Here is a 15,981-nt window from a genome sequence, read left to right as displayed (position 1 = left end):
GCGTAGCGTACGCACTTTCAACGCAAAGATGTGCAGGATTTTGAAAACATGAGTGCAAACACTGAGAGTCAATCAAACCCAATGGATATCGTAAAATGGGTGCTCGCCATCGCGCTTTTAGCTGCTGCGGTTGTTGGTAATTCTTACTATGGCGAAGTTTCTGTTGTATTCCGTGCGCTAGGCGTTATTGCATTAGTAGCGGCAGCGGCGTTCTTCGCTGCAACAACAGCTCGTGGTAAACAGTTCTTAGGTTTTGCAAAAGAAAGTCGCACTGAAGTACGCAAGGTTGTTTGGCCTTCGCGTAAAGAAGCCACCAATACAACACTTATCGTGTTAGCGGCTACATTGGTAGTTGCTCTTATACTTTGGGGCTTAGACGGTATTCTTGTACGCGTTGTTGGCTTTGCAACAGGCGTTTCGGTTTAATTAGGCTGGGAGAGCAATTATGGCAGAACAAGCAAAAAAACGTTGGTACGTAGTTCAAGCTTTCTCAGGCTATGAAGGTCGTGTTTCTAAAATTCTACAAGAGCAAGTAAAGCTTCACGGTATGGAAGACCGTTTCGGTCAAATTCTTGTGCCTACTGAAGAAGTTGTAGAAATGCGCGGTACGCAAAAACGTAAAAGTGAGCGCAAGTTCTTCCCAGGTTACGTGCTTGTTGAAATGGCTATGGACGATGAAACATGGCACTTAGTAAAAAGCACGCCTCGCGTTCTTGGCTTTATTGGTGGAACAGCAGAGCGTCCAGCTCCAATTTCACAAAAAGAAGCTGATGCGATTCTTAACCGCCTTACTGAGTCTGCAGACAAACCACGTCCGAAAACATTGTTCGAACCAGGTGAAATGGTTCGTGTTATCGACGGTCCGTTCGCAGATTTCAACGGTACAGTTGAAGAAGTCGATTACGAAAAAAGCCGCATGAAAGTGTCGGTATCTATTTTTGGTCGTTCAACGCCAGTCGATTTGGATTTCAGTCAAGTCGAAAAAGGTTGATCACGCTGGCGGATTCCTATACAATCCGCCTCCGTTTTTTGGAATTTGGGTAGCCGTTTGAGTATGTCTCCTCTTGGTATACGAGGCGTTTAACCCTAAAAACAGAGGTTTATATCATGGCAAAGAAAGTTTCCGCCATCATTAAGCTGCAAGTAGCAGCTGGTGCGGCAAACCCTTCACCACCGGTTGGTCCTGCTCTAGGTCAGCACGGTGTGAACATCATGGAGTTCTGTAAAGCGTTCAACGCACAAACAGACAGCCTAGAAAAAGGCGCTCCGGTTCCAGTTGAAATTACTGTCTTTGAAGACCGTTCTTTCACGTTCATTACTAAGACTCCTCCAGCGTCTTTCTTGTTGAAAAAAGCTGCAGGTATCAAGAGCGGATCTGGCCGTCCTAACACTGAAAAAGTGGGTACTGTGACGCGCGCTCAACTGGAAGAAATCGCGAAGACCAAAGAACCAGACTTAACTGCTGCTGATATGGACGCTGCTGTGCGTACAATCGCCGGTTCTGCTCGTTCAATGGGCTTGAAGGTAGAGGGGTAAGTCATGGCACGTTTAACTAAGCGTATGAAAGCAATCCGCGAAGCGATCGATAGTACTCGTGACTACGACGTAACTGAAGCGATTGGCTTATTGAAAAAATTAGCGACTGCTAAATTCACTGAAAGCGTAGACGTTGCAGTGAACCTTGGCATCGACGCTCGTAAATCAGATCAAAACGTACGTGGCGCAACTGTTCTACCTAACGGTACAGGACGCGACGTTCGAGTAGCTGTATTCACTTCTGGCGCAAACGTAGATAAAGCAAAAGCTGCGGGCGCTGACTTAGTAGGCATGGAAGACCTTGCTGAACAGGTGAAGAAAGGTGAAATGAATTTTGACGTGGTAATCGCAACTCCAGACGCAATGCGCGTTGTTGGTCAGTTGGGTCAAGTATTAGGTCCTCGTGGTCTTATGCCTAACCCTAAAACTGGTACGGTTACTCCAGACGTTGAAACAGCTGTACAAAACGCGAAAGCTGGTCAGGTACGCTACCGTAACGACAAGAACGGTATCATTCACTGCACCATCGGTCGTGTAGATTTCGAAGATGCGAAATTGAAAGAAAACTTAGAAGCACTTTTGGTTGCATTGAAGAAAGCGAAGCCTTCTTCAGCCAAAGGTACTTACATCAGCCGCGTAAGCCTTTCAACCACTATGGGTGCTGGCGTTCGCGTTGATCAAGGTACTTTAGACGCGCGCGGTTAATCGCGACGTATAAAGCATGGTTTTAGGGTTGGAGTCGCCTCCTCAAGTAGTTGTTGAAGTGGCTCTCATCCAAGACCGCAGGTGTTCATGCCGCGAGGCACGAACTTAATTGCTTCTTCTTTGAGAAGGGCCTGCGCAGATGGTGATATCCGACTCAGACTCTCTGGGTAAGAGATTCACCGTGACAAAGCGGTGAGTAAGCATTATGCGAGCTCACCAAATTGTAACGATAGGGTACGGTTTTTCCGTTTCCCTTAAAAAACGAGGTGATACTAGTGGCACTAGGTTTAGAAGCAAAAAAGCTGATCGTTAAAGAAGTTAACGAAGTAGCTTCAGAAGCTCTATCCGTCGCTGTTGCTGAGTATCGTGGTATGGAAGTAGCGGACATGACCGTACTTCGTGCACAAGCTCGTGAGCAAGGTGTTTACTTAAAAGTTATTCGTAACACTTTGGCGAAGCGCGCTTTACAAGGCACTAAGTTCGAAGACATGGATCCGGCACTAACAGGTCCTCTTGTTTATGGCTTCTCTATTGAAGCACCTGGCGGAGCAGCTCGTCTGTTTAAAGATTTCGCTAAGGAAAACAAGAAACTGCAAGTGACTGCACTTTCTCTCGGCTCTGGCCTACTAGGTCCTGAGAAGTTAGACGCTGTAGCATCACTTCCAACACGCGACGAAGCGTTGGCCAAATTGCTTGCGACATTCAAAGCGCCTGTATCGAAATTTGTTCGTACTATCAACGAAGTACCTACGAAATTCGTTCGCGTTATGTCTGCAATCAAAGACGCCAAATAAGCGACTTAACAATTTATTTTTATTTACTTAAACCCGGGAGTTTAGAGAAATGGCTCTGACTAAAGAAGATATCTTAAACGCGATCGCTGAAATGCCAGTTATGGAATTGGTTGAGTTGATCGAAGCTGCTGAAGAAAAATTCGGTGTTGACGCTTCTGCTGCTGTTGCAGTAGCTGCTGGTCCAGCTGCAGGCGGTGACGCTGGTGCGGCGGAAGAGAAAACTGAATTTGACGTAGTACTTAAAGCTGCTGGCGGTAACAAAGTTGCTGCAATCAAAGCTGTACGCGGCGCAACTGGCCTTGGCTTGAAAGAAGCTAAAGCAATGGTTGAGTCTGCTCCAGTAGCAGTTAAAGAAGGCGTGTCTAAAGACGAAGCCGAAGAACTGAAGAAGCAGCTTGAAGAAGCTGGTGCTGAAGTTGAAGTTAAGTAATACTCTTAACTTGAATTAAGGCCGTAAAAGGCTTTAGGCTGGTGATTTTACAATCACCAGCCTTTTTGCGCTAAAAAGGATAGGTCGGTTTCCTGTGTTCCGACTTCATCTTACAACCGAACACAGGCGGACGGATTGTGACGAAATCTGTTGGCTGCTGCCAAAATATAGGCAGCTTGGGTCAGAAATCAGCTAGCTGAGGAACCCCATGGCGTACTCCTACTCTGAAAAAAAACGTATTCGTAAGGACTTCGGGAAACGTCCCCACGTACTAGAAGTTCCGTATTTGCTCTCAACACAGCTTGACTCATTTAAGAAGTTTATTGAACCAGACGACGAAGGCCAATATGGCTTAGAAGCAGCGTTTAGTTCGGTATTCCCTATTGCAAGCTACTCCGGCAACACCGAGCTGCAATACGTCAGCTATCGCCTTGGAGAGCCTGTTTTTGATGTTAATGAATGTCAAATTCGCGGTGTTACATATTCTGCTCCTTTGCGCGTAACTTTACGTCTTGTTATCTATGACAAAGACGCGCCGGCAGGCACCGTTAAAAACATTAAAGAACAAGAAGTGTACATGGGCGAAATTCCGCTCATGACTGAAAACGGTACCTTTGTTATTAATGGTACAGAGCGTGTTATCGTTTCTCAGCTACACCGCTCACCTGGTGTGTTCTTTGACCACGACCGTGGTAAAACACACTCTTCAGGTAAAGTTTTATATAACGCACGCGTTATCCCTTACCGTGGTTCATGGCTCGACTTCGAGTTTGACCCGAAAGACAACGTATTCGTGCGTATCGATCGCCGTCGTAAATTGCCTGCAACTATTATTTTGCGCGCACTTGAGTTCAACGACGAGCAAATTCTCGAAATGTTCTTCGAAACTACAAAATTCGAAGTACGCCGCGACAAGATCTTCATGGAACTGGTTCCAGAGCGTCTTCGTGGTGAAACTGCATTGTTCGAGATTAAGAGCCCAGACGGTGATGTGATCGTTGAAAAAGGCCGTCGTGTAACGGCGCGTCACATCAAGCAGATAGGCGACTTAAAAATCAAGGAAATGGAAGTACCAGTAGATTACTTGGTCGACAAAGTACTTGCGAAAGATTATGTGAACAAGAAGACAGGTGAAGTTGTAGCGCCTGCGAACAGCTTGCTCACATTAGAGCTACTTGCGGAACTGCGTGAAGCTGGCTTTAAGAAATTTGAAACGTTGTTTGTAAACGACCTAGACCATGGTCCTTACATCAGCGAAACCATGCGTATTGACTCAACTACCAACAAGTTAGAAGCGTTAGTTGAAATTTACCGCATGATGCGTCCGGGCGAGCCGCCAACTAAAGACGCAGCAGAAAGCTTGTTTGAAAACTTGTTCTTCACAGACGACCGCTATGACTTGTCTACAGTAGGTCGCATGAAGTTCAACCGCCGTTTAGGTCGTGACGAACAAACAGGTGCTGGCACATTAGCGAAAGAAGATATCGTTGATGTCATGAAGAAGCTTATCGAAATCCGTAACGGTATCGATGTAGTGGATGACATTGACCACTTGGGTAACCGCCGTATTCGTTCAGTAGGCGAAATGGCAGAGAACCAATTCCGTGTTGGCCTAGTTCGTGTAGAGCGCGCTGTGAAAGAGCGTTTAAGTCAAGGTGACTTAGACAGCATCATGCCGCAAGACCTAATTAACGCGAAGCCTATTTCAGCTGCGGTTAAAGAGTTCTTTGGTTCAAGCCAATTGTCTCAGTTCATGGACCAAAACAACCCGCTTTCAGAAGTTACGCACAAGCGTCGTATTTCTGCATTAGGTCCGGGTGGTTTAACACGTGAGCGTGCAGGCTTCGAAGTACGTGACGTACACCCAACACACTACGGTCGCCTATGTCCGATTGAAACACCGGAAGGTCCGAACATCGGTCTAATCAACTCTTTGTCTACGTTCTCACGTACCAATGAGTATGGTTTCCTAGAAACACCTTATCGTAAGGTTGTTGACGGTGTGGTTACCGACGACGTTGATTATTTGTCTGCGATTGAAGAAGGTAAATTCGCAATCGCACAGGCGAACATCGAATTGAACGACAAAGGCGAGATCGTTGAAGAATTAGTACCTTGTCGTTTCAACAACGAATTCACGTTAATGAACCGTAGCGAAATTCAGTTCATGGACGTTTCACCGCAGCAAATCGTATCGGTTGCAGCGAGCTTGATTCCGTTCCTAGAACACGATGACGCCAACCGTGCATTGATGGGCTCGAACATGCAACGTCAAGCAGTACCAAGCTTGCGCGCAGACAAACCTCTAGTAGGTACGGGTATCGAGCGCACAGTAGCGGTTGACTCAGGTGTAACTGTTGTTGCTAAACGCGGCGGTGTTGTAGATTTCGTTGACGCGGCGCGTATCGTTGTTCGTGTAAATGAAGAAGAAATGGTACCTGGAGAAGCGGGTATCGACATTTACAACCTGACTAAGTACACACGTTCTAACCAGAACACGTGTATTAACCAAATTCCTAACGTTCGCAGTGGCGAGCCAGTGCAACGTGGCGACGTACTTGCAGACGGTCCTTCTACGGACATGGGTGAACTAGCGCTTGGTCAAAACATGCGCGTAGCGTTCATGCCTTGGAATGGTTATAACTTTGAGGATTCAATCCTTATTAGTGAACGCGTAGTTCAAGAAGACCGTTTAACCACGATTCACATTCAAGAGTTAAGCTGTATTGCACGTGACACCAAACTTGGTTCTGAAGAAGTAACTTCAGATATTCCAAACGTGGGTGAGTCTGCATTGAGCAAGCTGGACGAATCTGGTGTTGTTTACATCGGTGCTGAAGTGAATGGCGGCGACATCCTTGTAGGTAAAGTTACACCTAAAGGTGAAACGCAACTTACACCTGAAGAGAAGCTACTACGTGCAATCTTTGGTGAGAAAGCGTCAGACGTTAAAGACAGCTCTTTGCGTGTACCAAATGGTGTAAATGGTACGGTTATCGACGTACAAGTATTTACTCGCGACGGTATCGAGAAAGACAAACGTGCGTTAGACATTGAAGCAATGCAACTTGAGCAAGTTAAGAAAGACTTAACTGACGAGTTCAAGATTCTTGAAGAAGGTATCTTCACTCGTGTTCGTAGCTTGTTGCTTGCAAACGGTTTTGATGAGTCGAAACTTGCTGCACTTGATCGCCCAAAATGGCTAACACAGAACTTGAAGAGCGAAGACGCTCAACAAGATCTTGAGCAACTTGCTGCTCAGCACGCGGACATTCGTGACGACTACGACAAGCGTTATGAAGCGAAGCGTCGCAAAATCACTCAAGGTGATGACCTACAGCCTGGCGTACTGAAAATTGTGAAAGTTTACCTAGCGGTTAAACGTCGCATTCAGCCTGGTGACAAAATGGCAGGTCGTCACGGGAACAAAGGTGTTATCTCTACAATCGTTCCTGTAGAAGATATGCCTTACGACGAAAACGGTGAGCCAGTGGATATCGTATTGAACCCACTAGGTGTACCGTCTCGTATGAACGTCGGTCAGATTCTTGAAACGCACCTTGGTGCAGCTGCTCGCGGTATCGGTCGTAAGATCGAGCACATGCTTGAAGCACAAGAAAAAGTGAAGTCTGTACGTGAGTTCCTACAGAAAGTTTACGACCTCGGAAGTGGTCGTCAGCAAGTTAATATTAAAGATTTCAGCGACGAAGAAGTATTACGTTTAGCTGGAAACTTGAAGAAAGGTCTTCCAATTGCAACGCCAGTATTCGACGGTGCTGTAGAGGAAGAAATTAAAGGCTTGCTAGAGCTAGCAGACCTACCACGTTCAGGTCAGATTACATTGTTTGACGGCCGTACCGGTGACTCTTTCGAGCGTCCAGTTACGGTGGGTTACATGTACATGCTGAAACTGAACCACTTGGTAGACGACAAAATGCATGCTCGTTCAACAGGTTCTTACAGCCTCGTAACGCAACAGCCATTGGGTGGTAAAGCTCAGTTCGGTGGTCAGCGTTTCGGTGAGATGGAAGTTTGGGCACTTGAAGCATACGGCGCAGCGTACACGTTGCAAGAAATGCTGACGGTGAAATCAGACGACGTCAACGGCCGTACGAAGATGTACAAGAACATTGTTGATGGTAACCATCAGATGGATCCAGGTATGCCGGAGTCGTTCAACGTATTGTTGAAAGAAATTCGCTCTCTCGGTATCAATATCGAGCTGGAAGACGATTAAAGACCCCGGGGTAGGAGCCCTGCGGGGCTCCTAGCAAGACTTAACTCCGACAGGAGATGAAACGTGAAAGATTTATTAAAGCTTTTGAAGCCGACAAAAGATGGTGATGAATTTGACCGCATTCGTATTGGTTTGGCGTCTCCAGACCAAATCCGAAGCTGGTCTTTTGGTGAAGTGAAGAAGCCAGAAACCATCAATTACCGTACGTTCAAGCCAGAACGTGACGGTCTTTTCTGTGCGCGTATCTTTGGTCCGGTCAAAGACTACGAGTGCTTGTGTGGTAAATACAAGCGTTTGAAGCATCGTGGTGTGATCTGTGAGAAATGTGGCGTTGAAGTTACATTGACTAAAGTTCGCCGTGAGCGCATGGGTCATATTGAACTCGCAAGCCCGGTTGCACACATTTGGTTCTTGAAGTCATTACCAAGCCGTATCGGTTTGATGATGGACATGACGCTTCGGGATATCGAGCGTATTCTTTACTTCGAATCTTATGTGGTTATAGACGCTGGCCTAACTTCACTAGAAGTTGGTTCATTGTTGTCTGAAGAAGAATACTTAGACGCACTAGAAGAGCACGGCGACGAGTTCGAAGCGAAAATGGGTGCAGAAGCTGTACTTCATTTATTACGTGCTATCGACCTTGAAGCTGAAATCCGCTCTATGCGTGAAGAGTTGCCAGAAACTAACTCTGAAACTAAGCGTAAGAAGATCAGCAAGCGCTTGAAATTGCTTGAGTCATTCCACTTCTCAGGAAACAAACCTGAGTGGATGATCTTGCGCGTATTACCAGTGCTTCCACCAGATTTACGTCCGCTTGTACCACTAGACGGTGGTCGTTTTGCGACCTCTGACTTAAACGACCTATACCGTCGTGTAATCAACCGTAATAACCGTTTGAAGCGTCTACTTGACCTTGCTGCGCCAGACATCATCGTGCGCAACGAAAAACGTATGTTACAAGAAGCGGTTGATGCGTTGCTAGACAACGGTCGTCGTGGTCGTGCAATTACGGGTTCTAACAAGCGTCCATTGAAATCTTTGGCTGACATGATCAAAGGTAAGCAAGGTCGTTTCCGTCAGAACCTACTTGGTAAGCGCGTTGACTACTCTGGCCGTTCTGTAATCACAGTTGGTCCTAAGTTACGCTTACACCAGTGTGGTCTTCCTAAGAAGATGGCACTTGAGCTATTCAAACCATTTATCTACGGCAAGCTAGAAGGACGCGGTTTAGCGACCACCATTAAAGCTGCGAAGAAAATGGTAGAGCGTGAAACTGCTGAAGTTTGGGATATCCTAGACGAAGTAATTCGCGAACACCCAGTACTACTAAACCGTGCACCAACACTTCACCGTTTGGGTATCCAAGCGTTTGAACCGGTGCTTATCGAAGGTAAAGCGATTCAGTTGCACCCACTAGTGTGTGCGGCATATAACGCCGACTTCGACGGTGACCAAATGGCTGTTCACGTTCCATTAACGCTTGAAGCGCAAATGGAAGCACGTGCGTTGATGATGTCAACGAACAACATTCTTTCACCAGCAAGTGGTGAGCCAATTATCGTTCCTTCACAAGACGTTGTCTTGGGTGTGTACTACATGACACGCGAGAAGGTAAACGGAAAAGGCGAGGGCATGGTATTTAAGAGCCCTAAAGAAGCCGAAAAAGCATATCGTGCTGGCCAGGCAGAGCTTCACTCACGCGTGAAGGTGCGTATTAACGACTCTCGCCTAGACGAAGAAGGTAACTTGGTTCGCGAAACGCATATCGTTGAAACAACGGTAGGTCGCGCAATCTTCTCTTTAATCATGCCTGAAGGCATGCCTTTCGAGTTGATTAACCAAGATATGGGTAAAAAGCAGATTTCACGTTTGTTGAACCGCTGTTACCGCGACTGTGGCTTGAAGCCAACAGTTATCTTCGCTGACCAATTGATGTACACCGGTTTCCATTTCGCAATGATTTCAGGTGCTTCTGTTGGTATCAACGACATGGAAATCCCAGCAGCGAAAGCAGAAATCATCGAAGACGCAGAAAACCAAGTTGCTGAAATTCAAGAACAGTTTGAGCAAGGCTTGGTAACTGCGGGCGAGAAATACAACAAAGTTATCGATATCTGGTCTACAGCGAACGAAAAAGTTTCTAAGGCCATGATGGAGAACCTGTCGAAAGAAACTGTAGTGAATGCGAAGGGCGAGCAAGAAGAGCAAAAAGCATTTAACTCAGTATTCATGATGGCGGACTCTGGAGCGCGTGGTTCACCTGCACAGATTCGTCAGCTAGCGGGTATGCGTGGTTTGATGGCTAAGCCAGACGGCTCAATCATCGAAACCCCAATCGTTGCGAACTTCCGTGAAGGTTTGAACGTACTTCAGTACTTCATCTCTACGCACGGTGCGCGTAAAGGTTTGGCGGATACCGCATTGAAGACAGCGAACTCAGGTTACCTAACACGTCGTCTAGTAGACGTTGCTCAAGATTTAGTTGTGAGCGAGTCTGACTGTGGCACGTTCGATGGGTTGTCAGTGAAGCCATTGATTGAAGGTGGTGACGTTGTAGAACCATTACGTGAGCGTGTTCTCGGACGTGTTGTTTGTGAAGACGTGATGAAGCCAGGTACTGAAGAAGTATTGGTTGCACGTAACACAATGCTTGACGAAAAATGGTGTGACGTTCTTGAAGAGAACTCAGTGGACGAAGTTAAAGTTCGTTCTGTAATTACCTGTGAGTCTCTACATGGTGTGTGTTCACACTGTTATGGCCGTGACCTTGCACGCGGACACTTAGTGAACGACGGTGAGTCGGTAGGTGTTATTGCTGCACAGTCAATCGGTGAACCAGGTACACAGTTAACGATGCGTACGTTCCACATCGGTGGTGCGGCATCTCGTGCGTCAGCTGAAAATAGTGTTCAAGTGAAAAACGCGGGTAGCATCAAGCTACATAACGCGAAGCACGTTGAAAACTCAGACAAGCACTTAGTCATTACTTCACGTTCAGCAGAGCTAACGCTTATTGACCAACACGGTGCAGAGCGCGAGCGCTACAAAGTGCCTTACGGTGCGGTGTTGAAGAAGCGTGATGAAGCTGAAGTAGAAGCTGGCGAAATCGTAGCGAACTGGGACCCGCATACACACCCAATCATTACCGAAGTAAAAGGTAAGATTAAATTTGTCGACATGATCGACGGTGTGACCATGCGTACACAAACGGACGAACTAACAGGCTTAACCAGCGTAGTTGTTCTAGAAACTGGTGAACGTACCAGTGCTGGTAAAGACATGCGTCCGGCTGTAAAACTTGTTGATGGTAAAGGTAAGGACGTAAACATCGCTGGAACAGATATGCCAGCGCAGTACTTCCTACCTGGTGGTGCAATCGTATCTCTTGGTGACGGTGAAGCGGTTAACGTGGGTGACACGTTGGCACGTATCCCTCAAGAAGGTTCGAAAACACGCGACATCACGGGTGGTCTACCACGTGTTGCTGACTTATTCGAAGCGCGTAAGCCGAAAGAACCTGCAATTCTTGCAGAAGAAACCGGTACGATTACCTTCGGTAAAGAAACTAAAGGTAAGCGCCGCTTAATCATCACTAAAGGTGATGGCGAGCAGTACGAAGAGATGATTCCGAAGTGGCGTCAACTTAACGTGTTCGAAGGTGAACAGGTTGCCAAAGGTGAAGTTATTGCCGACGGTCCTGAAGCACCTCACGACATCTTGCGTCTACGTGGTGTGTCTGCTGTAGCAAACTACATCACTAACGAAGTGCAAGAAGTTTACCGCTTACAGGGTGTAAAAATTAACGATAAGCACATCGAAGTCATCGTACGTCAGATGTTGCGTAAGGTAATTATTATGAGCCCGGGCGACTCTCAGTTGCTTGAAGGTGAACAGGTTGAGTACTCAGACGTAATTGAAGTAAACCGTGCGCTAGAAACTGCTGGCAAAATGCCTGCTACATTCGAGCGTCAGTTACTAGGTATTACCAAAGCGTCACTTTCAACTGAGTCGTTCATTTCTGCGGCGTCGTTCCAAGAAACAACGCGCGTACTGACAGAAGCTGCGGTACAAGGAAAAGAAGACAACTTACGTGGTCTGAAAGAGAACGTTATCGTAGGTCGTTTGATTCCTGCAGGTACAGGTTATGCTTACCACCAAGAGCGTTTGCGCAAGCGTCGCGAAACTATGGTCGAGCAAACCGTAACTGCCGAAGAAGCTTCCCAGCAGCTATCTGAAGAACTAAGCAGAAGCGAAGGTTCAGACGAAAGCGAAGCGCAAGACGATTAAGCAATTCATATTGCGAACAAAAACCCAGCCTCGGCTGGGTTTTTTATTGCCTAAATAAATATCGACTGCTAGCCTGATACAAGTTGTATAAAAAATAACCACAAATTTTCTAAAGAAAAAAGAAAAAAGAAAAAGGAAAAAGGAAAAAGGAAAAAGGAAAAAGGAAAAAGGAAAATGAAATTTTTAAAATCTTTAATATTTGTTTCACTCGTTATTTCAACTTTTATTCTCTCCTCGCCCGCTGAAGCTAATCCAACTCGTAGTGTATTGTCTGCTGAGCAATTGGAGTGTCAGTTGAATTGCACGGAAATCGTGAGAGTTGGACATCAATATTTGGTCGTTGCCCTAAACCATAGGGGTGAGATATTTTTCGTAGAACCAGTTGATATTCCTCGCAATGCGAGAAAAATTGAGGACTCCGCTTACGGCCAAACGGATCACTTGATGACTGCATCATCAGGAGCAGGCACCGTAGATGTGAGTACCGAAACTTATGTAACTTCCACTGAGATTGTAGTTGTTACAACTATCATTTTTTATAATGCCGATGGCGAAATTATCGATGTTCAGGTCAGTACCCACAGAACCTCGCTCGATGATCGGATAGAAGAGTAATCTAATAAAACCTCTCAGCGTTGAGTTACAAGCTTTATTGCCAAGCCTTGTAACTCAACGCATAGATCGCCGTTACGCCTTGACAGTCCATTTAATGACCTATAAAATTCGCCCTCCCCAAGTAGGGGAAACAGTTTGTTTTAGGTCACGATTTAGCGACTGAGACCATAAAACACGCATAAACATTGAAGTGGCGCTTGATGGGGAAACTCATGAAAGTGCCGCTCTTTTGTTGCAATTATTGATGTTAAAAGTGGAGAAACCATGGCAACAGTTAACCAATTAGTGCGTAAGCCACGCAAAAAGCCGGTGGAGAAAAGTTCTGTCCCCGCGCTTCAGGCTTGCCCACAACGTCGTGGTGTTTGTACTCGTGTGTACACCACCACTCCTAAGAAACCAAACTCAGCACTTCGTAAAGTTTGCCGTGTTCGTTTAACGAACGGCTACGAAGTAACTTCATACATCGGCGGTGAAGGCCATAACTTGCAAGAGCACAGTGTGGTACTTATCCGTGGCGGTCGTGTAAAAGACTTGCCAGGTGTTCGTTATCACACGGTTCGCGGCGCACTTGACTGTGCAGGCGTAAATGACCGTAGACAAGGCCGTTCTAAATACGGCGCGAAACGGCCTAAATCTTAACGGTTCTCCGTTCTAGTAAGGCCAAACTGAATTATAACGTTTTGGGTAATACCCTGAAGATATCGGAGAAATCTAATGCCTAGAAGACGCGTCATAGGTCAACGTAAAATCCTTCCAGATCCTAAGTTCGGATCAGAGTTGTTGGCTAAGTTCATCAACGTTGTCATGGTTGATGGTAAAAAATCAGTCGCTGAAAAAATCGTTTACGGTGCTTTAGACATCGTGGCCGAGAAAGCAGGAAAAGAGCACCTCGAAGTATTCGAGGACGCACTAGACAACATCCGTCCTGCGGTAGAGGTTAAATCTCGCCGTGTGGGTGGTTCTACATATCAAGTACCAGTAGAAGTACGTCCTGTACGTCGTAACACGCTAGCAATGCGCTGGATGGTAGACGCTGCACGTACTCGTGGTGAAAAATCAATGGCTGGCCGTTTGGCTGGCGAAATGCTTGACGCTTCACAGAACAAAGGTTCTGCAGTTAAGAAGCGTGAAGATGTTCACCGCATGGCTGACGCGAACAAAGCGTTTGCACACTACCGCTGGTAATCACGCTCTAACTAAGAGGATTGTATTGTGGCAAGAAAAACTTCGATTGAGCGTTACCGTAATATCGGTATCTGTGCTCACGTAGACGCAGGTAAAACAACCACGACTGAGCGTGTATTGTTCTACACTGGTATCTCTCACAAAATTGGTGAGGTACACGACGGTGCAGCAACAATGGACTGGATGGAGCAGGAACAAGAGCGTGGTATCACCATCACGTCTGCTGCTACTACATGTTTCTGGTCTGGTATGGCTCAGCAATTCCCTGAGCACCGCATCAACATCATCGACACCCCTGGTCACGTTGACTTTACTGTAGAAGTAGAGCGTTCACTACGTGTACTTGACGGTGCGGTAGTTGTACTTTGTGCATCATCTGGTGTTCAGCCGCAAACTGAAACAGTTTGGCGTCAGGCGAACAAATACGAAGTACCTCGCATGGTATTCGTAAACAAGATGGACCGCATGGGTGCGGACTTCATGAGCGTTGTTAACCAAATGAAAACGCGCTTGGCAGCTAACCCTGTACCTCTTCAGATTCCAATCGGAGCTGAAGACGACTACAAAGGGCTTGTTGACCTTGTAAAAATGAAGGCAATCAACTGGAACGAAGAAGACCAAGGTACTACGTTTACCCTTGACGAAATTCCAGCTGACCTTGTAGACGAAGCTGAAGAACTTCATTCAGAACTAGTGGAAGCTGCTGCTGAAGCTACTGAAGAGCTTATGAACAAATACCTTGAAGAAGGTGAGCTCACTGAAGAAGAGATCAAAGAAGGCTTACGTATTCGTACCCTAGGTAACGAAATCGTACCTGTTCTTTGTGGTTCTGCATTTAAGAACAAAGGTGTTCAGGCTGTATTGGACGCAGTTATCGACTACTTACCATCTCCTACGGAAGTTAAAGACATCCGTGGTGTTCTTGAGAATGGTGAAGAAGCGAGCTGTGCTTCAGACGACAACGAACCTTTCGCTGCACTAGCATTTAAGATCGCAACTGACCCGTTCGTAGGTACGTTGACGTTCTTCCGTGTTTACTCTGGTGTAGTTAACGCTGGTGATTCTGTATATAACTCTGTTAAGCAGAAGAAAGAGCGTTTTGGTCGTATCGTACAGATGCACTCAAACAACCGTGAAGAACTTAAAGAAGTTCGCGCGGGTGACATCGCAGCAGCTATCGGTCTTAAAGACGTAACTACTGGTGACACGCTATGTGCTCACGAACGTATTATCGTTCTAGAGCGTATGGAATTCCCAGAGCCTGTAATCTCTGTAGCGGTAGAGCCTAAAACTAAGGCTGACCAAGAGAAAATGGGTATCGCGCTTGGTAAATTGGCTGCGGAAGATCCGTCTTTCCGTGTTAAAACTGACGAAGAGTCAGGCCAAACGATCATCTCTGGTATGGGTGAGCTTCACCTAGATATCATCGTTGACCGTATGAAGCGTGAATTTAAAGTTGAATGTAACGTTGGTAAGCCGCAGGTAGCGTACCGTGAAAGCATCCGTCAATCTGTTGAAGTCGAAGGTAAATTCGTACGTCAATCAGGTGGTCGCGGTCAGTACGGTCACGTATGGCTTCGTCTTGAACCTCTAGCCCTTGATCAAGGCGAGAGCGACGATGAAGAAGACGAAGCGCCTACTTACGAGTTCGTAAACGAAATCGTAGGTGGTGTTGTACCAAAAGAGTACATCCCTGCTGTAGACAAAGGTATTCAGGAACAAATGCAGAACGGTGTTCTTGCAGGCTTCCCGGTACTTGGCGTTAAAGCAACGTTGTACGATGGTTCATACCACGATGTTGACTCGAACGAGATGGCGTTTAAAATCGCGGGTAGCATGGGCTTCAAAAAAGGTGCCTTGCAAGCGAAACCAGCAATTCTTGAACCTATCATGCAAGTTGAAGTTATCACTCCTGAAGACTTCATGGGTGATGTAGTTGGTGACTTAAACCGTCGTCGCGGCATGATCGAAGGTATGGAAGACGCTCCAGGTGGTTTGAAAGCTGTAAACGCAATGGTTCCGTTGTCAGAAATGTTTGGCTACGCAACTGACTTGCGCTCTCAAACACAGGGTCGCGCATCTTACTCGATGGAGTTCTTGAAGTATGCAGAAGCTCCGAACAACATCGCAGAAGCAATTATTGCTGCTCGCAGCACTAAAGAATAGTTGAGGTCTGGTCCCGGTCCTTG

12 protein-coding genes are annotated in these 15,981 nt (G+C 46.4%); all 12 read left to right on the top strand.

Translation table 11 applies throughout. The features are described from left to right. Nucleotides 1–48 precede the first annotated feature (48 nt). The 12 genes from secE (at nt 49) to fusA (ending at nt 15,958) form a co-directional block, all read left to right on the top strand. Nucleotides 49–426, top strand: coding sequence for a preprotein translocase subunit SecE (secE, locus tag DQX04_RS07645; protein ID WP_111915301.1), 378 nt, complete (start codon nt 49–51; stop codon nt 424–426). A gap of 19 nt (nt 427–445) precedes the next feature. Next, entirely contained in the window at nt 446–991 is a 546-nt protein-coding gene (nusG, locus tag DQX04_RS07640) for a transcription termination/antitermination protein NusG (RefSeq protein WP_111915300.1), read from the top strand. Nucleotides 992–1,107: 116 nt separating this feature from the next. Beyond that, nucleotides 1,108–1,536 (top strand): 50S ribosomal protein L11, encoded by a 429-nt coding sequence (gene rplK / locus DQX04_RS07635; protein WP_111915299.1) that lies wholly within the window; start codon nt 1,108–1,110, stop codon nt 1,534–1,536. 3 nt (nt 1,537–1,539) lie between these two features. Beyond that, nucleotides 1,540–2,241 (top strand): 50S ribosomal protein L1, encoded by a 702-nt coding sequence (rplA, locus tag DQX04_RS07630; RefSeq protein WP_111915298.1) that lies wholly within the window; start codon nt 1,540–1,542, stop codon nt 2,239–2,241. A gap of 275 nt (nt 2,242–2,516) precedes the next feature. After that, nucleotides 2,517–3,035, top strand: a complete 519-nt coding sequence (gene rplJ / locus DQX04_RS07625) for a 50S ribosomal protein L10 (protein WP_111915297.1) — start codon at nt 2,517–2,519, stop codon at nt 3,033–3,035. A gap of 49 nt (nt 3,036–3,084) precedes the next feature. Then, nucleotides 3,085–3,465 (top strand): 50S ribosomal protein L7/L12, encoded by a 381-nt coding sequence (gene rplL, locus DQX04_RS07620; protein WP_111915296.1) that lies wholly within the window; start codon nt 3,085–3,087, stop codon nt 3,463–3,465. 208 nt (nt 3,466–3,673) lie between these two features. After that, entirely contained in the window at nt 3,674–7,702 is a 4,029-nt protein-coding gene (rpoB, locus tag DQX04_RS07615; RefSeq protein WP_111915295.1) for a DNA-directed RNA polymerase subunit beta, read from the top strand. Nucleotides 7,703–7,765: 63 nt separating this feature from the next. Continuing rightward, nucleotides 7,766–11,992, top strand: coding sequence for a DNA-directed RNA polymerase subunit beta' (gene rpoC, locus DQX04_RS07610; RefSeq protein ID WP_111915294.1), 4,227 nt, complete (start codon nt 7,766–7,768; stop codon nt 11,990–11,992). 174 nt (nt 11,993–12,166) lie between these two features. Continuing rightward, the gene (locus DQX04_RS07605; protein ID WP_111915293.1) at nt 12,167–12,607 is read left to right on the top strand and encodes a hypothetical protein; all 441 of its coding nucleotides are present in this window, start codon (nt 12,167–12,169) and stop codon (nt 12,605–12,607) included. 264 nt (nt 12,608–12,871) lie between these two features. After that, on the top strand, nt 12,872–13,246 hold the full coding sequence (rpsL, locus tag DQX04_RS07600) for a 30S ribosomal protein S12 (protein WP_111915292.1): 375 nt from the start codon (nt 12,872–12,874) through the stop codon (nt 13,244–13,246). A gap of 75 nt (nt 13,247–13,321) precedes the next feature. Beyond that, nucleotides 13,322–13,792 carry a 30S ribosomal protein S7 gene (rpsG, locus tag DQX04_RS07595; RefSeq protein ID WP_111915291.1) on the top strand — a complete coding sequence of 157 codons (471 nt, stop codon included), beginning with the start codon at nt 13,322–13,324 and terminating at the stop codon, nt 13,790–13,792. 27 nt (nt 13,793–13,819) lie between these two features. After that, on the top strand, nt 13,820–15,958 hold the full coding sequence (gene fusA / locus DQX04_RS07590; protein ID WP_111915290.1) for an elongation factor G: 2,139 nt from the start codon (nt 13,820–13,822) through the stop codon (nt 15,956–15,958). The last annotated feature ends 23 nt before the right edge of the window (nt 15,959–15,981 follow it).

This window comes from Aliidiomarina sp. B3213, assembly GCF_003290085.1.
Classification (GTDB): domain Bacteria; phylum Pseudomonadota; class Gammaproteobacteria; order Enterobacterales; family Alteromonadaceae; genus Aliidiomarina.
Note: the sequence above shows the minus strand (reverse complement) of the source record. Positions and strands in the feature narration are given on the sequence as shown.